The 17399-nt window shown below is 61.7% G+C and carries 13 protein-coding genes and 4 pseudogenes; 1 reads left to right on the top strand and 16 read right to left on the bottom strand.

All coding sequences use genetic code 11. The features are described from left to right. Positions 1-626 precede the first annotated feature (626 nt). The 3 genes and pseudogenes from SS05631_RS27890 to SS05631_RS27880 all read right to left on the bottom strand — a co-directional run bounded on the left by SS05631_RS27890 (position 627) and on the right by SS05631_RS27880 (position 3230). A pseudogene (locus SS05631_RS27890) lies at positions 627-1160 on the bottom strand (SDR family oxidoreductase). A 313-nt stretch (positions 1161-1473) separates the two neighbouring features. After that, positions 1474-2292, bottom strand: coding sequence for an alpha/beta hydrolase (locus SS05631_RS27885; protein WP_037425362.1), 819 nt, complete (start codon positions 2290-2292; stop codon positions 1474-1476). After that, positions 2292-3230: a choline ABC transporter substrate-binding protein gene (locus SS05631_RS27880; RefSeq protein WP_037425359.1), complete on the bottom strand. Its 939-nt coding sequence runs from the start codon at positions 3228-3230 to the stop codon at positions 2292-2294. The genes SS05631_RS27885 and SS05631_RS27880 overlap by 1 nt, the downstream gene beginning before the upstream one ends. Before the next feature lie 101 nt (positions 3231-3331). On the opposite strand from SS05631_RS27880, the gene betI reads away from it, so the two are divergent. Beyond that, a complete protein-coding gene (gene betI, locus SS05631_RS27875; RefSeq protein WP_037425419.1) occupies positions 3332-3940 on the top strand; it encodes a transcriptional regulator BetI in 609 nt (202 codons plus the stop codon). A 143-nt stretch (positions 3941-4083) separates the two neighbouring features. Here betI and SS05631_RS27870 read toward each other — a convergent pair. The 13 genes and pseudogenes from SS05631_RS27870 to ccoO form a co-directional block, all read right to left on the bottom strand. Further along, a pseudogene (locus tag SS05631_RS27870) lies at positions 4084-5261 on the bottom strand (NnrS family protein). 14 nt (positions 5262-5275) lie between these two features. Beyond that, positions 5276-5949, bottom strand: a pseudogene (gene ric, locus SS05631_RS27865) (iron-sulfur cluster repair di-iron protein). Positions 5950-6171: 222 nt separating this feature from the next. Further along, positions 6172-7800 (bottom strand): copper resistance CopC/CopD family protein, encoded by a 1629-nt coding sequence (locus SS05631_RS27860; RefSeq protein ID WP_037425356.1) that lies wholly within the window; start codon positions 7798-7800, stop codon positions 6172-6174. 62 nt (positions 7801-7862) lie between these two features. After that, positions 7863-8391 (bottom strand): annotated as a pseudogene (locus tag SS05631_RS27855) (YcnI family protein). A gap of 1042 nt (positions 8392-9433) precedes the next feature. Beyond that, a complete protein-coding gene (locus tag SS05631_RS27845) occupies positions 9434-9880 on the bottom strand; it encodes a threonine transporter (protein ID WP_244412352.1) in 447 nt (148 codons plus the stop codon). 231 nt (positions 9881-10111) lie between these two features. Then, entirely contained in the window at positions 10112-10792 is a 681-nt protein-coding gene (locus SS05631_RS27840) for a Crp/Fnr family transcriptional regulator (protein ID WP_037425351.1), read from the bottom strand. A gap of 86 nt (positions 10793-10878) precedes the next feature. Then, positions 10879-11034, bottom strand: a complete 156-nt coding sequence (gene ccoS, locus SS05631_RS27835) for a cbb3-type cytochrome oxidase assembly protein CcoS (protein WP_037425348.1) — start codon at positions 11032-11034, stop codon at positions 10879-10881. After that, a complete protein-coding gene (locus tag SS05631_RS27830; RefSeq protein WP_037425345.1) occupies positions 11031-13316 on the bottom strand; it encodes a cation-translocating P-type ATPase in 2286 nt (761 codons plus the stop codon). The genes ccoS and SS05631_RS27830 overlap by 4 nt, the downstream gene beginning before the upstream one ends. Next, positions 13313-13804 carry a FixH family protein gene (locus tag SS05631_RS27825; protein ID WP_037425342.1) on the bottom strand — a complete coding sequence of 164 codons (492 nt, stop codon included), beginning with the start codon at positions 13802-13804 and terminating at the stop codon, positions 13313-13315. Before SS05631_RS27825 ends, SS05631_RS27830 begins: the two co-directional genes overlap by 4 nt. Before the next feature lie 6 nt (positions 13805-13810). Continuing rightward, entirely contained in the window at positions 13811-15385 is a 1575-nt protein-coding gene (gene ccoG, locus SS05631_RS27820; protein WP_095678121.1) for a cytochrome c oxidase accessory protein CcoG, read from the bottom strand. 234 nt (positions 15386-15619) lie between these two features. Further along, positions 15620-16489 (bottom strand): cytochrome-c oxidase, cbb3-type subunit III, encoded by an 870-nt coding sequence (gene ccoP, locus SS05631_RS27815; protein ID WP_037425336.1) that lies wholly within the window; start codon positions 16487-16489, stop codon positions 15620-15622. Between the two features lie 3 nt (positions 16490-16492). After that, positions 16493-16645 carry a CcoQ/FixQ family Cbb3-type cytochrome c oxidase assembly chaperone gene (locus SS05631_RS27810; protein WP_026617471.1) on the bottom strand — a complete coding sequence of 51 codons (153 nt, stop codon included), beginning with the start codon at positions 16643-16645 and terminating at the stop codon, positions 16493-16495. A gap of 11 nt (positions 16646-16656) precedes the next feature. Next, positions 16657-17388, bottom strand: a complete 732-nt coding sequence (ccoO, locus tag SS05631_RS27805; protein WP_037425329.1) for a cytochrome-c oxidase, cbb3-type subunit II — start codon at positions 17386-17388, stop codon at positions 16657-16659. Positions 17389-17399: the final 11 nt, after the last annotated feature.

Genomic DNA, 17399 nt, shown 5'->3' with positions numbered 1-17399 from the left:
TGTGACCGCTCCCGTCAATGCCGCTCGCCCACGTCGGTTCGTCACCCGCCGCAGGCAGCAGCGAGATCGGCTCGTCTATGTGGGCCAGGGCAGCGGTGTTTTATTGATGATGCGAGGAACTCGCGCAGCGAAAGCCGCCGCCGTCATGGCAGGTGGGACGAGATGATGCGTCGCCTCGCTGTCCCCAAATTGGGACGCGATAGTTTCCAAACAATGAAAGAATTATCTAATTTATACATTTATTTTTTTAGCAGCAGCTAACCGGTCGACATGTGAAGCGGTTCGACAAAGAAACGCCGGCAAAGGCTATGCATCACACGATGTTTTGAGCACAGAACGGGAATGCGCTGGTTTTGCGCCGTCCGAGCGAGCTTCTCCAGACCGTTTAGCGCACGCTCTGATGAAGGTGAAGTCTCAACCCTTTGCTGCCGCTCGTTGATATCGGCCGGGATTTCCGGTGCGAGCGGTCTGCTGCCGTTCGCCTCGACGGTTATCTGTTTCTTGTGCCCCTCGGTTTGCGGGTTGAAATGGTTGGCGAGGCATCAAGCCAGGAAGGATATGCTGCTCCCATTTGCGCCTCCTCCCGAACGGCCACCATAGCCACTCGGAGGACGTGCCTGCGGCATCTAGGTCAGCCGAACGGACATGCCGCCATCCACGATCATCGGGCTTCCCGTCATGAAGGTCGACCGGTCGGAAAGTAGGAAAAGGGCTGCCTGCGCAATCTCCTTTGAGACGTGAAGACAATCGAGCCCTGCCCTCGTTTCTTCATGACCGGTATCTGGGCCTTCGCAGCCAGGAAAGCGCTTGTCAGATTGACCGCAATGACATCGTTCCAATTACCGAGACCCATATCGGCGACCGGCCCCATCTCTCCCACGACACCGGCATTGTTGAATGCGCCGTCCAGCCGACCGAACTCTTTCATGGCGAGATCGACGAGAGCATTGGCGTAATCTTCATCCTTTACATCGCCGGAAAGGAATACGGCCCTGCCATTGCTATGATTGATTTGTCCAGCAAGGGTTTCCAACTCGGCCGATCGGCGCGCGCCAAGGACTATATTGGCCTGCCCCTTCGGCTGCGAACAGCAAAGCCGCCGCTGCGCCAATCCCACTGCTTGCCCCAGTTATGATGATCGACTTTCTTTTGAGTTCCATGACGTGCTCTCCTGAAGGTTGCGTACTGGCTATCTTAAGGTCGGGAGACAGCGCAGCCACCCGTTTCGTGCCCTCAAACAACCAATGGCGGCGAAACAGCAAGAAATGGGTCGTGCCGGCCCTGCCCATGTATCCAAGGGGGCCGACGGCTCGTTTCGATAGCGCTGCTGAAGCAATGGTTGCCCGCGACAGCCCGCTGGCGGCCTCTCGGTGTTGAACGGCAATGGCCGCTTTGTCCGCTCTGCAGACGTCCGACGATAGCACCTGAGCATTGCACCCGTTGCGCTTTGTGCCGGAGCTCGGATGGTCGCGGCTAGACCATTCTTGCTTCCGCAAGAAACGACAGGATAAGCGCTGATACTCTCTGCGGGTCTTCCCAGTGCGGATTATGTCCATACCCGTCAAGTGTCATCGATCGCACTGAGGGGAAGGCGTGGCCAAGTGCCTCGCGATGCGGGCTGCCAAAGAGCGGATCAGCCGAACCACCGATACAGAGCACCGGCGCGGTGACCCGCATCGCGGTGCGCCGGAGATCGGTTTCGGCGAAGCCCTCCAAGATGCCGTGCCAAACGGCCGCCGGCATTGCCGCTGCGTCCCTTTTCATCTTCGAGAGAAAGTCGGGCTCGACGGGCCGGCTGCAGGAGTACCAGTCCCGGAGAAAATGCCCCGCGGGGTCGATGGGGTCGCGAAGGGCGCGGATCCCGCGCGAAAGCAGGCTCCTGCTGCCGAAATCTGGCCGCAGGCTTGCAGACAGAAGCACGAGCGCGCTCACGTCATTCCGACGCCGAGCGGAAAGCTCGATCGCTGTCATGGCGCCCATCGAATGGCCGACGATAGCAAGCTGCGAGAGGCCCAAGACTGCCAGAAACCGGTCAATGCTTGCGGCAAAATCACTGACGCGCATGCCGTCGCCCATAGCCGATGCGCCGTGTCCGGGAAGATCGGGAACGATCAGACGGTAGCCGGCGAGAAAGGGCTCAAGCGCGGCAAAGCTGCGGCTGGTGTCAGAATAGCCATGCAGCAGCAGAAGCGGTGGCCCGCTTCCGCCGCTATCGACGAAAGCGATGGGCCTTCCCCCTGGCAATTCGACGCGCCGCTTGCGACGATGCCATTCATCCTCGATGCTGCACATCAGAGGCCGAGCGCGGCTTTCACCGCGCTAAGACCCGGTTGACCGTCGAACGTCGACACCCCGGCCAGCCAGGTTTCCAGCCGCTTTGGCTCGTCTTTGATCGATTTCAGAGCGGCTTCTTCCGGTTCCAATCCATCGTTCATGATGTAGGACATGCCACGGTTCTCGTAATCGACATCAAAGACGAGATTGTTCAAAAGCTTCGCGACGTTGGGACACTCCTGCAGGTAGCCCTTGCGCACCTGAGTGGAAACCGTTGCCGCACCGAAATTCGGGCCATAGAACTTGTCACCGCCGGTCAGATACTTCATGTCGAAGACGGTGTTCATCGGGTGCGGGGCCCAACCCTGGAAAACGATGAACGACTTGTCGCGTGTCCGGCGGACCACTTCCGAGAGCATGCCCTGCTCGCTCGACTCCACCACTTCCCAATCCCCTAGGCCGAGGGCAGGGTCCTTGATCGCGTCGAGCATCAGTTGGTTCGAGCCGGGCTCGATGCCGTAGAGCTTTCGTTCGAATTTATCGGCAAACTTTTGCAGGTCGGAAAAGTCCCTGACACCAGCTTCCCAGACGTAAGTGGGAACGGCGAAGGTGTATTTGGCACCCTCAAGATTGGTCCGCACCGTCTCGACCGAGCCATCGTCTTTGTACGGCTTGTAGTAGGCGACCATGGCAGGGTCCCAATAGCCGAGAAAGACGTCGAGGTCCTTGCTCTTCAGGCTGGTGTAGATGACGTCGATACCGAGAAGCTGGCTCTTGGCCTCGTAGCCCATCGTCTTCAGCAAGGTCAGACCCACCCCGGTGGTAAAGGCAAGATCGTTCCATCCTGGCTCAGCCATGCGCACGGTTTTGCAGCTTTCCGGTTCTCCGGCAAACGCCGGAGCGACAATGGCCATGAGGGCAAGCGCCGCAGCACCGGCTTTCAGAGATTGCTTCATCGTATCCCCCTTTGTCCATCTGGTCATTTTATTGACCCATGGGTCAGTTATTGATCTTTTCGGAAAGTTTGTCAAATGTGAACGAAAGTGAGGGCATGCAAATGAGACTGATCAAGATCAGCGATATCCGGAAACGTGAGCTCAGACGGGCCGCATTCGAAGTCCTGCAGCGTGAAGGCCTGGCCGGGGCAACGCTGGAGAAGGTAGCCGCTCAAGCAGGCGCATCGAAAGGCATTGTCCTCCATTACTTCTCCAACAAGCAGGAGTTGTTCGAGCATGCGATGCGAGAGGCGAACGCCGCGTTGAAGGATGCCGTGGTGGCCCGCCTGAATCGCGCCACCACCCCGTTCGAAAGACTGGAAGCAATCATAGAAGGCAACTTCGAGGAGCGCTTCTTCCGGCCGTCGATCTGCCATGCTTGGCTATCTCTCTGTGCCGAGGTGCCGCGCGACCCGCAGCTAGCGCGAATTCAAAAAGTAATTCATGCGCGGATGCGATCGAATCTCATGTCGGCGCTGCTACACCTCCTGCCGGAGGACGAATGCGAGGCCGTTGTTCTTGGCGTTACCGCGCTGATCGACGGGCTTTGGCTGCGCCTCGGTCTGCAGTCGGCGGGCCTCACGCGCGAAGATGCGCTTCGCCAGTTGCGCGACTATCTCGCTCATCGGCTGCCCTCCGCCGCCGTACAAGCATCAGGCGCCGACCTCTAAGCCAGCACGAGAAGGCGGAATGAACGTTCAGGGTCACCTACGACGCTTCTGCAGCGCCGCTAACGTGAAAAATCGACCCTTGTTGCCATTTGTGACGGGAGTGGTGATTGGCTTGATTAAGCCCAATGCGGAAATCGTTTCCGCTATAACCCGCGAGTTGATCCTGTAGCGCTGTGCTCGACCGGATTGCCGATAGTGGCGCTGAACACCGGCCTCGGAACAGACCTGTTCATGGCCGGGACATACGCTACCAGGAAGAGCGCCCACCCCTTCATCCAGCAGATTGCGGCAGCGACCACGGGATCGAAATAGTCGTCATTAATCCAGCCGCCGGAAATTCGCACCAGGGCCGAGAGCGACACGAGCGAGAACCCGATGGCCATGGTCCGGCCGAGGATCAGGGTCTCTCCGGCGCGAACCATGGCCGGCCACATCATGAACGCGGCGATCATCGTACCCATCGCACCCATTGTAGCGCGTGCAGTCGGGCAGCGGGCGGGACCTGCCCGGAGATTCCGGCAAGACCGCCCAGAACGAGCGCCGCCGGCGTCCATGCGAACGCGACGTGCAGAATGAACAGCGCCGGATATCGGCGGGTGCTGAGACTTTGCCACCCGTTCATCTGCCACAGCAGCAGAGCGCCCGCGAAGATCAGCAGGAGCCCTGACAACATGTCTTGGCGGGCAGCGCCGAGCCAAGTGGCGGCGAGAATGCCCGCGATCGCCAGATAGGAAAGCGTTGAGCGGTCGCAAAAGGAACTCCTCTGCCCCGTCCGGGTCAACCAGTGCCGAGTGAAGGCGGGTACCGCGCGCCCGGCTATCAGGACGATCAGCACAATATACAACAGCGGTGTCGTGTCCTTCGGAGTCGGGCTTCCGAGGAAGAGAAATGCGCTCAAGCCAAGAGCAGCCGAGGCGAGCGGCGCCCAGAAACGGTGCCAGGCTCGGGAGGATACCACGCCGTGCGCCAATATCGCTGTCAGGAACGCGAAGTAGGCGGACGCCCCGATCGCGGCAGCGACAAGCGGCAAATGACCCGAGAGGGCCGCGGTGAGACGGGCGGCGCACCAAAGGCAGGTGGCGATGACGGTGAGGACCGGCCGTATCGGGCCCTTTTTTGTCCAGGCTTGGAGAGCTGTAAGGAGATAGCCCCCTGCGGCAGCGCCACCCATGCCGAACAGCAACTCGCGGCTGTGCCACGCGACCCTCTCCGGCGCGATTTCTTCCGGAAGCAGCCAGACCATCGGCACGATAAGCGCCCATAGGCCCGCCAGAAAGAACAGTGGGCGGTATGGCGCCTGCCAGAGCGACCTCCAATGCATCGCAACGGTTTGTGTCAACCGGCCGACTGCGATTGAGTTTCGAAGCGCGGAAACAGCACTGCGTTCTCGAGATGCATGTGCATCACCAGATCGTCGACGAATTTTCGCAGCCCCGTATGGAGCGCAGTCCAAGAGCCGCAGGCGCCCGGCGGCAATGAAAGCCCATGGGTCACATGCTCGATTGTCCGCAGATGCTCCACCTCGTCGTCGTGCTCATGGCGCATCTGAGCGATGGGATGGGCGATCATCGGGCTCCCGCCCCGCTGCATCATTGGGAAGAGGACTTGCTCTTCCTTCAACATGTGACTTTCGAGTTCGTCCCGTAGCCGATCCAGCACCTGCGAAAGTCCGATGGGCGCTGACGGATGGTCTCCGTGCACCCGCTCCACCTTCTGGGCAAGTGGAATGAGCCAGGCGAGTTCCGCGCGGTGCGTCTGATGATACCGGTCAAGTAGATGAGCGATGAGGTGCGCAGTCTCTTTCGGTGCGTCTCTGTTTGCCGCCTCCCTGAGCGCAATCAGTTCCGAAGGAGTTCTGACGGCGCGAGTCCGGCCTTGACGGCGGCTTCCGAGAGGGGAAGATTGCCGCCGCAACAGAAGCTGATGTCATGGCGGCGGAAGAGTTCCGCGGCTCCGGGCAGCTCCGCTGCGATCGCTGCGACTGTGTTGTCGAGGTTGATTTCGGTCATGTGCTGTTCCTTGACTGGTATTGCTTGCCGGATCGGCGGCGCCCTGCCCCATCGCCTGGGGACGGCCTGGTTTCAGGCGCCGGTCGCGACATTCGCTTTCGTTCTTTGGCAGAAGTGGCGGCCGTCCGTCTTTTTGTCCGCGCAAACGGTCATCCATAGCTGTTGCTCGATCGTCAAATCGCTCAGTGACCGGACGAATGCCAAAACCCACTCGGCTGGTGCTCACGGGCGGATTTCGGCCTTGCCTTCGAGCTTCACGAGCTCGAAGTCGGAAACCAGGATGTTGAGCCGCACATGCCACGTGCCAGGCGAGGGGACAGCGATGCCATCGACGCGCCAGCTCGCTTCTCCGGTCCGCCGGGCCGATCGCCGCATCGCGTGGATTCCGGATGTCGGGTTTGAAAGAACGAGCGTCACCTCCTTGGGCCTGAGAACCTGCCCATCCTTGCCGAACACTTCGATTGATCCCGCAAACTGCCCAGCGCGTCCGGGCGAGAGCTGCACGTTCGCGAGGGCTCGAGCGGAGTGGAGATGGATGGCCGCTGGCTCGACAGCGGCGCCCACAAGCGCGCGCGGCGGCGGCGTGAACCGCCATGCCGCGGCCACTCCGAATACCAAGACGATCGCCATCGTTTCGACGCCGATAGACCCGGCAAGACGCCACGTTGTCATGGGGTCCCGGCGTGCTGCCGGCTCCGTCAGCCGAAAACGATTGACCGCGGCCAACGTGAATAGCAGGAAGATCACGGCCAATTTTACAAGGAGGAGCTCTCCATATGCGGTCCCTGTCAATGCTGCCGGTTTTCGCACTTGGACCACGGTCAATACGATGCCAGCCACGATCAGAACGGAGAAAATCAGCGGGATCGTTCGGGAGAACCGGCGAAGCATGTCGCCGGACTCTGGCGTGCGGCGTGCGAGCGCCAGCCCAAGCGGGATAAGCGCACCTGTCCAGGAGGCAATTCCGACCCCGTGCAGGAAGACCATCGGCCGCGTCAGCCATTGCGGGTCCGCGGCGCTGGCGTGGCCGCTCAGCGCGAGCGCGAAACCCGTTCCCGCAAGTGCGGTCAACGAAAGCAGGCGCCCGCCGCCTTTCGCGACAAGCGCGCCGGTCGCGCTCACCAAGGCAAAAGCGGCAACCACAGAGGTCCGACCAAAACTCGTGCTCATTCCAGCTTGCCAGACCTCCATGTCCAAGAGGCCCCGGAATGGAGCGTCGAGCGCATCAATGCCTTGGAGTCCCGCACAAAGCGGCGTTCCGACCATCCCGACTCCGAGAAGTACAAGAACTGTAAAGGATCCGGAGCGCTCGCTTCGTCCAAGCCACGTCACGGCGAACGACCCGCCGATTCCGAGAAAGAGGCCGAGATAGAGGGCGATCTTAGCCAACCAGATGGCTGTACGGACCTCCCCATCGATACTTTCCGTGGTTTCGGCAGGCGTCGTGCTCGGAGCTCCGACGGAAAACACTACGGAGCCGCCGACAGGATGGCCATCTTCGGAGACCACGCGCCAGCTCAGCACGTGTGTTCCCCGGAACAGACCTGACGGAAGCTGGATTTCCACCGTTCGGTCGCGCAGCACGAAACGTTCGAGGCTGGTGGTCGAACCGTCCGGCTCGACCAGTCTGAGGGAAAGCGGCGCGGCCGGCTCGCTGAACGTCAAGGAGAACGTCGGAGGGGCTTCCGCAAGGACGACATCGCCGGCCGGGTTGGATTCGACCAATGATGCATGCGCGAAGGCAACCACAGAAAGCCAGAGCCAGGCGGAAAGGGCGAGCATCGGAATTGCCAGGATGCGCGTCCGGCGCGACCGTCGTTCGTTTACGCGCATCCTTGGTGCGACAATCATGGCAATGCCTCCACAATAAAAACGGACGCGCGCCGGGCAGCGCGCCTCCAAGACACGACGGTTCAGTGGCCCTCCATTTTCTCGAGCAGCTTTATCCCAGGTGCCGGAAATTCGAGATCGTCACCGGTCTGACCTTCGGCGGGAATCTCGATCCACCGTTCGACTGCACCTTCGGGGCATTCCTGCACGGTCGGGAAGTAGAGCATCTGGCCTACCGGCAGGTCCGGGGTCAGGTAGACGCGGACCACGAACTCGTCGTATTCGTCGTCACCTAGGCTGCCGCCCTTCCACAGCACTTCCTTCACGCCTTCCTTCACCGGGGTGCCGTGATAGTCGTAGGATTTCGCGTAGGTTCCGTTGACCTTTTCAAGAATCCATCCCGGCTTCGGCATCGGTTTCACGGCGATGACGCCCTCGGGAATCTGGACGCGCACCACATTAGTCGGCTCCCTCGCAACCATGCGGCACGCGAAGCACGGCTTTGTGGCTCGCGCCTACCTGGGCCTCTGCGGCTTCAAACGTGGTGTGGGCCGACGCGAACGTCGCACCCACGACGAGCACCACGGCGGCAATTGTCAGTTTCTTCGACATCTAAGTTTGTTCCTATTCAATGCCGGCTCGCCGGCGCAGGTGTTCACGCAGACCAGCTTCACTGACCCGCTGCATTGCGGCCGCTTTCACGCCTGTGCAGCCTCGCACGAAGGCACGATCGGGCTACCACTGAGGCGGTGAATTTCAGGTAGGCAAGAGGGTGTCAGGCGGCGGACGGAGGGCCTCGTGGGCTGCCGGGGTCGCGGTCGCCTCTGCGGACGGACACTTCGGCAGACCTCAAGACGGTACCGCCACGCGATCGCAGTGTCACTCGGATCGGCGCGCTGTCGCAGGGCGCATCCGGCAGCCACGCGGATTCAGCGCATCCGAGTACGCAGCACACGGGCAGTATGTCATGACCGCTGCTGCCGTGTTGGGTACCACTGTGGATCGTGTCGGCGACGCATATTGGATTGCCAAAGCTGTCGACGTGCCGAGGGACCGGCACTTCTCCCGCGAGCGCGCCGACCACGGACTGCAGGACGAACATACAGGCGGCGATCAATGCCACCCCCCTGCCCGGTCCAATCAGTCGTCCCGCCATAGCGCCAGTCTCCTGTCCGCGGCTCCAGTCGTTCCCCACCGTCAGCAATAGGAGTCAGCGCGACTGGCGTCGTTGTTCCAGATCAACTACCGGCCGGGTTGTCCGAAAATGTCCTAGAAGTTGCTTCTTTTTTTGCGAAATGAGGGATCGGCAACCGCCGAACGTCTCCCTTGGCCGCCTCGCTGGAGCCCTGGATCGTTGACCTCACTCGCAGGTTACAGAAGGGTGGCAACCTGTTGTCTGAACAGTCCAAAGTTGCCGCGGCGTTGAGCCAGAAGCAGAGATTGACGCTCCGTCCAGCGGACGAAACCGACCCGTTGCGGCCATCACAAGCATGGGCAGTCAATGGCTCGATTGATCGCCACTACCGCTCGTTATCGTAAGTCGGAGAGTACCTGCCGGAGGGTGACTGTGCATCCGTGACACAAATCGAATTCGCCACGCGCGCGCTGGCGGCGTTGATCCGTTCGCCATTGGGGCGCCATCGAGCCGGATTCACTAGCCGGATATCGCGTTGGCCACGGCTGCCATCGAGAACCCGCCCAGGATCAAGGAAGCCAGTCTGTAGGAGTGACGTCGCACTCCCAAGGGCAGGCAGCCTCCGAAAACGACCCAGCCAAGGCCGGCAAGTGTCGACATGGCTGCGTACGTCGCCACCCAAACGGGAGCCTGGATGCTCGCACCGGATGGTATCAATATCGTGCCGACCAGCATGGCCTTCGGGTTTACCACGGTCGTCAGCAGTACGCGAACGAACAAAAGCCGGAGCGACTTCGCATCCGTCAGGAACGGCATGCCCCAAAGCCGGACGGCCGAATACAGCAACCAGCCCGCCGCCAGCAACTTGATTGTGGCGGATGCGATCGCGTTTGCCTGGATGCGATCGGCCACGGCGACGAAGAACGATACAGCCAGGATATATCCCATCGCCTCCGCGAGGGGCATTATCGCCGCCCGACGAATGCCGAGCGATGCTCCGCATGTAGCCAGGACGGTGTTCGTCGGCCCTGGCGTCAGCAGAATCAGGAGAGTGGAGAGAACGAAGGGCAGAGTGATCATGGAAACGAAATTCAGGGTAGAGCCGAAGACATGTCTATCCTCTGGGACGTCTTCTAGCTTTGATGCAAGTCAATCGCGCTCTTACCGCTCCTACAGCGCTCCACACCAACCGCCAAGTCAGAACCGTTCGAGAGCGTGCCGGTCGTGGATCTCGATCAATCGACCTCTTACCATCACTCCCGACTGGCGTAGCGTCGAAAAGGCGCGCGAGAGACCTTCCGGAGCGAGGCCGAGCTTCCCCGCGAGGACATTCTTCTGAAACGGCAGGCGGAACGAAAAACTGGTCGAGTCCTTGGGACAATGACTGAGAATGAAGTTCGCGACGCGTTGCGTGGCGGTGAGCAAGCGGTCTTCGGCGAGTAGATCCTCCGTCATTTTGCCGCGGTAGCATAGGTGCTCGATCAACGCCTGCGCAACGTCGTGATCCGTCGCGGCAAGCTGTTGAAGCCTGCCGCCGTTCAGGCGCGCAATCACCGATCTTTCGGCAGCAACCGCGCTCGCCGTCGCGCGTTGCCTTAGAAACATTGTCGTCTCTGCGAACATCTCACCTTCCGGAAATAAAGCAACATCTGCTTCGCGCCCGTCCTTTCCGGTCCGACAAAGCCGAACCAGCCCGGAAAGCACGAAGAAAACATCGTCGATATTCTCGTCCTGCCGGAACAGGACGTCACGCTCTTCGTATGCAGATACCGTCGCACTCTTGAGAACTTCCTCGACAGTAGAAAGCGGCAGCCGTGCGAAGAAGCGGGAGCGGACGAGGATGAACCTTTCCCTCGAAGTCAATTGCAGCGTGTTCATTGCATAGGCCCTAACAGAGAGATTACATCAGTCTAGCCGTCCGGAGGACAACGCTTGTTGACGCCGGTCAAACAAATGAAGAGCCGTCAGGTCTGCGGCCTGCCATCGCCGTCATCGAGGACGCGCCACGAAGCACCCTCCAGATCTTCATATTGGCCGCTCTTCACCGCCCAGAGGAACGCGACGAGCCCGAGGCCGCCGAGAACCAAAGCGATCGGGATGAGATAGACCAGCGTGTTCATCGTCCGACCCCCAAGGGTCGCCCGGCGGCAACTGGCTCCATTCCAGCGAATGCATTCGTCGATGCAGTGCCCCCCAGCCGCAGTGCGTTGGCGACAACGATCAGCGATGAAGTGGACATCGCGACCGCTGCTACGAGCGGTGTGGCGTAGCCAAGGATGGCAATCGGCACAGCTATCAGATTGTAGGCAATTGCCAGCGCGAAATTCTGGCGGATCAATCGACCCGCCCGGCGCGACGTCTCGATCGCAAAAGGAACGGCGGTCAGCGGCTGATGCATGAACACGAAATCCGCCGCCTGCCGGCCCACGTCGGCCGCAGTTGCCGGCGCCATCGAAACATGAGCCGCACGCAAGGCTGGCGCGTCATTGATGCCGTCGCCTACCATCAGCGCCCTGCCACCGCTGTCAGAGGCGTCAGCGCAGACTTGGACCTTGTCGCGAGGCGACAGTTCGGCCTTCCAGTCTTTGATCTCCAGTTGCTCCGCCAGTGCCTGTACGACCGGCTTGCGGTCGCCGGACAATATTCCGACCACCAGTCCCATTTCGCCGATTTGGTCAATCGCGCTCGCGGTTGCCGGACGCAGACGATCCTCGAAGCGAAAGCATGCAAGCTCCCGCCGATCAAGAGAGAGGACCGCCTCCGATTGTTCGCTTCCTGAACCCGGCCCACCAGTCGCAAAGTTCCGGCTGCCGAGCCGGTACACACCGCCCGCAGTCTTAGCCTCGATCCCCGCGCCGGGAATCTCCCGAATCTCGGCCTCGAGCGGCGACGCTCGCGCTGCGGCGTCCTGGATCGCCGTTGCGATCGGGTGCCTTGAGTGCACGGCAAGCGCAGCGGCCATGGCGAGAGCATCGGGCGAAATCTCCGCCGCGTTCACCAGCCTCGGCCTGCCGACCGTCAGCGTCCCGGTCTTGTCGAGCAGCACCGTGTCGATTTCGGAGAGCCGCTCCATGGCAGAGCCGTCCTTGAGCATGACTCCGCCGTGATAGAGACGTCCGGCGGCGACCACCTGCACGACAGGCACTGCAAGCCCAAGAGCACAGGGGCATGTGATGATGAGGACGGCAACGGCGGTCAGCATCGCATGGTGGACATCCCCTTCGATGATCATCCAGCCAATGAAGGTCAAAAGGGCAAGCAGATGGACGACCGGCGAATAATATCTGGCGGCACGGTCGGCAATTCGGCGATGGCGGGCTCGCCCACCTTCGGCCGCCTCCATCAGCCCCATGATCTCGGCCAGGAAGGAATTGCGCGCGCTCGCGGTCGCCTCGAGCACCAGCGGGCCTGTAAGGTTGAGAGTGCCGGCCTCGACGGCGTCGCCGGCGCGGACCGAGATCGGTGCGCTCTCCCCGTTGACGACCGAGCGGTCGAGATCACTGGTGCCCGAAACCACGCGTGCGTCGACCGGGATTCGCTCGCCGGAAGCGATCATCAGGCGCTCGCCAGGCTCGATCTCGTTCGTGGCGCGATATTCGCGCGTACCGTCGGCATTGAGGACTGTCGCGCCACGGGGCGACAGGCGCGCGAGGCCGCCGATCGCGGAACGGGCGCGGCCGCGCATCATGTGATCGAGCGTGCGGCCGATGAGCAGGAAGAACAGAAGGGTGACCGACGCGTCGAACCAGGCATGCTCTCCATGGCCAATCGTCTCGTAGAGGGACATGCCATATGAGAGTGTGACCGCAAGCGCGATTGGCACATCCATGTTGGTCCGCCCGTGGCGCAGCGCATTCCAGGCGGACTGATAGAAGAAGCGGCCGGCATAGATCAGCGTCGGCCCTGCGATCATGGCCGAAATCCAATGAAAGAGATCGCGTGTTGCCGCGTCCGCGCCCGACCAGACGGACACGGAAAGCAGCATGATATTGGCCGCAGCAAAGCCCGAAACAGCGACCGCACGGATTAACTGCGTCAGGAGGGCATCGCCCTCTTCCTCGCCAGGGGTGAAGAGATGCGCCTCGTAGCCGCGCTCGCCGATGGCGCGTACGAGTTCTCGAGGATCGCTGCGCTTCCCGTCAACTTCCTCCTGCCAAACGATCGAAACGCGTCGGGAGGAGAGATTGACTCGCGCCCGCTCGACTTCAGGTCGCGCCCGCAGCGCCGTCTCGAGCGTCGCGATGCATGCGCCGCAGTGAACGCCCGGCACGCTGAGATCCGTCTGGCGCAACCCGTTACCAAGCGCCCGGCTTGCGAGCCACAGCTCCTCGGAAGAGGGCAGCCCCTGCCCCGCCGCTTCGGCAATAAGGGTGGCGCCGACGGCCGTGGCACAGCAGCTCATTGGCCCTCTCCCGCTACGATGAAACGAATAGCCTGGCGGTAGACGAGCGCTCCGCCCGCCTTGGACGTCACGTCCGCGATCCACTGCCCCGGTTTGAGCGCCTGCGTCGAAACGAACACGCCTTCACCGTCGCGAGAGAGCTCGACGCGAACATCCTCATGAGCCTCGACGGGCCGTTTGAGCACTGCGACAACCTGTTCGACCGCCCGCTCCGGTTCGCCCCTGCGGGTCAACACGTAACGGAGGCCGTTCTCGGCGGTAAGTTCGCCCTGGATGCCGCTTGCCGCAAAGGCGCGTGTCTCGGCCACCTTGCCATTGAACTGCTGGCTGGCGACGTAGGCGTTGTCTACGACGAGACCGCTCCAGCTTCGGCTGGCACTCCAGGCCATGACAAAGTTTACGGAGATGATGGTGCCGAAGAACAGCGCCATCACCGCCACCATATGCCATCCGGTAAAACGACGCGGTTCACTGCGTTGGTTGATCATAGCGGCTCACTTTGCTGTTTCCGGTTGATTGAAGTTCGCGCGGTAGACATCCCGCTCGTGGCTGGAAGGGTCTTCGGCTCTGAAAGAGAAGCCTTCCTCGGTCTCTGGGAGCTTTGCTTTCGGCACCGTGACGAACACCTTGAGCGACGTGACCTTGTCCGGATCGACGGCAACTGAAAAGCTGCGGCCGTCGCCCTGCGCCTGGCCTGCAATCCGCATCTGCGCCGACGGCATCCCTTCGAGAGTGAGCGTAATGCGCCGCTGCTCGGGGATCATGTTGAGCAGCTTGATCATGTAGCCGTTGCGGACGGACCCGTCGGACTCGACGACATATTGGGGGTTGCGGTCATGCAGCACGTTCAGCTCTAGTCTGTCGCGTGAGACGAGCGCGTAGAGCATGCCGAGGCCAACGAGCACCCAGACGCCGAAGTAGACAAGAACGCGCGGGCGGAAGATGGTCCGCCAATTGAAGTGCCTGATGCCGTCGACGAAGGCGCCGTCGGCGCCGCGCACGCTCCGGGGGTCGATCGGATTCGCACCCCCGTCAGTGGCGAGAGCCATGTTGGCGGCATAGTCGCTCAGGGTCGCATAGGAGATCAAACCGCGTTCGCGGCCGAGCTTGTCCATGACGCCGTCACAGGCATCGATGCAGAGCGCGCAGGTGATGCATTCGAGTTGCTGGCCGTCACGAATGTCGATCCCCATGGGACAAACCGCAACGCAGGCATTGCAGTCGACGCAGTCGCCGACTACCTCGCCGGCTGCGGCTGCCTTCTTGGCATGCCGCGAGCGCGTCTCGCCGCGCCAGTCGTTGTAGGTGACGACCAGCGAGTTTTCATCGAGCATCGCAGCCTGGATGCGCGGCCAGGGGCACATATAGGTGCAGACCTGCTCGCGCATGAGACCGCCAAACACGTAGGTGGTGGCGGTGAGGGTCGCCACGGTCATGTAGGCTGCCGGCGGCGCCTGAAGAGCGACGAAGCTCTTGAGGAGCGCGGGAGCGTCGGCGAAATAGAATATCCAGGCGCCACCCGTCGCAACGCCGATCACCAGCCACATCGCATGCTTGGCAACCCGCTTGCGAATCTTGTCGAGCGTCCATGGTCCGGCATCGAGGCGCATGCGGGCATTGCGGTCGCCCTCGATGAAGCGCTCGATCACCAGAAAGAGATCTACCCAGACGGTTTGCGGACAGGCGTAGCCGCACCACGCGCGCCCGACGGCCGAGGTGACCAGGAAGAGGCCGAAGCCCGCCATTACGAGGAGCCCGGCGACGAAAAAGAACTCCTGTGGCCAGATCTCGATGAAGAAGAAATAGAACCGCCGCGCCCCTAGATCGATGAGAACGGCCTGGTCGGGCGCATGCTCGCCTCGGTCCCACCGGATCCATGGCGTCAGATAGTAGATGCCGAGCGTCACGAGCATCACCAGCCACTTGAACCGGCGGAAGCGGCCCTCGGCTCGTTTGGGGAAAATCTTCCGCCGTTTCTCATAGAGAGGCCTGCGGTGACGCGCGGCATTGACGGGCTCGGCTTCGAGCCGGTCGACGGAGCCAGCTTTATGCGCGGGCTGGTGAAGCATTTGGACAGTCCCGACTAGAACTCGATTCTCAGACGCGGTTTTGCGCCATGTAGCGGTTGCGCGCCTTGATCTGCGTCAAGTTGGCGGGCGGGCGCCGCCACCGGGAGTGAGGGCGACCATCGACGGTGTGTCAGACCATTTGGATGGATAGATCCTTGGATGCGATCTTTTCGCATCGCCATTTTGCTTCGGCGGCCGCGCTGCTTTCGCGCGGCCGCCAGGATTCCGCGCTTGCTATTCGCCGCCGCCCAGAGAATGGACGAAGATCGCCAGCTCTTTCACCACCGGATCGCCGATGCGCTGCAGCCAGGCGGGCATGACGCCATGCTTCGGCGAGCGCATCTGATCGACGATCGCCTGCTCCCCCTCGCCCTTCAGCCAGATCGCGTCGGCGAGGTTGGGCGCGCCGAATTCGCGGCTGCCCTTCGCATCCGCGCCATGGCAAGAGGCGCAATTATCGGCGAAGAGCTGCTTGCCGGGCTCCACGAGCGCCGGGCTGGAGGGTGTTCCGGTGAGGCTCGCCACATAGGCTGCGGTCGCATGGATCTCGTCGGGCGCCAACATGTCACCGAAGGCCGGCATTTCCGAAACGCGGGTCTCGCCGTCTCCTGCGTGGCGGATGCCATGCGCGATCGTTTGGTAGATCTCCTCGGGCTTGCCGCCCCAGAGCCACTCGTCGTCATTCAAGTTCGGGAAGCCCTTGCCACCGGCCGCGCCGGAGCCGTGGCATTGCGCACAGTTCACTTTGAAGGCGGACGCGCCGGCCGAGATCGCGAACTGCTTCAGTCCCGGATCCGCCATGATGTCCTCGATCGTGTCGGAGGCGATGCGCTCTACGTTGCCGGCCTGCGCTGCCTTGGCGTCGGACAGCTCCGCCGTGACTTCGGCTCGGCTGGAATAGCCCAGCACGCCCTTGGTCGCCTCCGTCAGCATCGGCCATGAAGGATAGGCGATTGCATATCCAATCGCCCAGATAATGGTCGCATAGAAGCTGTAGACCCACCAGCGCGGCATCGGATTGTTGAGTTCCCGGATGCCGTCCCATTCGTGCCCCGTGGTCTCTACGCCGCTGACCTCGTCAACGTGCTTGTGCTTGTCCGCCATGGATCAGTCCTCCTTCAGGGGGATGGCAGAGGCCTGAGCGGCAGCCTTCTTGGCGCCCGGCCGGAAAATGAAAAGGACGACGCCGAGAAAGAAGAGGGTCATGGCTAGGAGTCCCCAGCTATCGGCGAAATGGCGCATGGCCGTGTAGGTTTCCATGTGCGTTCCCCTCAGCGATATCCGGTTGTGTCGTCATAGGTGGAGAAGTCGACGAGGGTGCCCAGCATCTGGAGGTAGGCGATGAGCGCGTCCATCTCCGTCAGCCTCTGCGGATCGCCGTCGAAGTCGCCGAGCTTGGCCTTGGGATAGCGGGCCTCGACGCCGGAAGCGTCGGCATTCGGGTCGGCCTGAGCCTTCAGGTCCGCGGCCGCGTTGTCGATCATCTCTTCCGTATAGGGCACGCCGACCGCCCTGTTGGCCTTGAGGTTCATGGCCACGTTCTTCACCTCGAGCGGCGTCTCCTTGAGGAAGGCGTAGCTGGGCATCACAGACTCCGGAACGACGGAGCGCGGCTCGATCATGTGCTGGACGTGCCATTCGTTGGAGTAGCGGTCCCCGACGCGGGCAAGGTCCGGCCCCGTACGCTTCGAGCCCCACTGGAACGGATGGTCGTACATCGACTCCGCCGCCAGCGAGTAATGGCCGTACCGTTCCACCTCGTCGCGGAACGGGCGGATCATCTGGCTATGGCAGACGTAACAGCCCTCGCGGATGTAGATGTCGCGCCCGGCAAGCTCCAGCGGCGAATAGGGCCTCATGCCCTCGACCTTCTCGATGGTGTTTTCGAGATAGAAGAGCGGCGCGATTTCCACGATTCCGCCGATCGAGACGACGAGCAGGGACCCGACGAGCAGCAGCGTGGCGTTGCGTTCGAGTAGCGCGTGTTTATCGAGAATGGACATGATCTGCCCTC

This window comes from Sinorhizobium sp. CCBAU 05631, assembly GCF_002288505.1.
GTDB lineage: Bacteria > Pseudomonadota > Alphaproteobacteria > Rhizobiales > Rhizobiaceae > Sinorhizobium > Sinorhizobium fredii_C.
Note: the sequence above shows the minus strand (reverse complement) of the source record. Positions and strands in the feature narration are given on the sequence as shown.

Excerpts from the sequence above, each read along its gene's own strand:
- SS05631_RS27830 (WP_037425345.1), bottom strand. The coding sequence starts at position 13,316 with ATGAGCTGCTGTGCCACGGCCGTCGGCGCCACCCTTATTGCCGAAGCG.
- SS05631_RS27845 (WP_244412352.1), bottom strand. The coding sequence starts at position 9,880 with ATGCCCCTCGCGGAGGCGATGGGATATATCCTGGCTGTATCGTTCTTC.
- ccoS (WP_037425348.1), bottom strand. The coding sequence starts at position 11,034 with ATGAACACGCTGGTCTATCTCATCCCGATCGCTTTGGTTCTCGGCGGC.
- ccoP (WP_037425336.1), bottom strand. The coding sequence starts at position 16,489 with ATGGCGGACAAGCACAAGCACGTTGACGAGGTCAGCGGCGTAGAGACC.
- SS05631_RS27880 (WP_037425359.1), bottom strand. The coding sequence starts at position 3,230 with ATGAAGCAATCTCTGAAAGCCGGTGCTGCGGCGCTTGCCCTCATGGCC.
- SS05631_RS27840 (WP_037425351.1), bottom strand. The coding sequence starts at position 10,792 with ATGAACACGCTGCAATTGACTTCGAGGGAAAGGTTCATCCTCGTCCGC.
- ccoG (WP_095678121.1), bottom strand. The coding sequence starts at position 15,385 with ATGCTTCACCAGCCCGCGCATAAAGCTGGCTCCGTCGACCGGCTCGAA.
- ccoO (WP_037425329.1), bottom strand. The coding sequence starts at position 17,388 with ATGTCCATTCTCGATAAACACGCGCTACTCGAACGCAACGCCACGCTG.
- SS05631_RS27825 (WP_037425342.1), bottom strand. The coding sequence starts at position 13,804 with ATGATCAACCAACGCAGTGAACCGCGTCGTTTTACCGGATGGCATATG.
- SS05631_RS27810 (WP_026617471.1), bottom strand. The coding sequence starts at position 16,645 with ATGGAAACCTACACGGCCATGCGCCATTTCGCCGATAGCTGGGGACTC.
- SS05631_RS27860 (WP_037425356.1), bottom strand. The coding sequence starts at position 7,800 with ATGATTGTCGCACCAAGGATGCGCGTAAACGAACGACGGTCGCGCCGG.
- SS05631_RS27885 (WP_037425362.1), bottom strand. The coding sequence starts at position 2,292 with ATGTGCAGCATCGAGGATGAATGGCATCGTCGCAAGCGGCGCGTCGAA.
- betI (WP_037425419.1), top strand. The coding sequence starts at position 3,332 with ATGAGACTGATCAAGATCAGCGATATCCGGAAACGTGAGCTCAGACGG.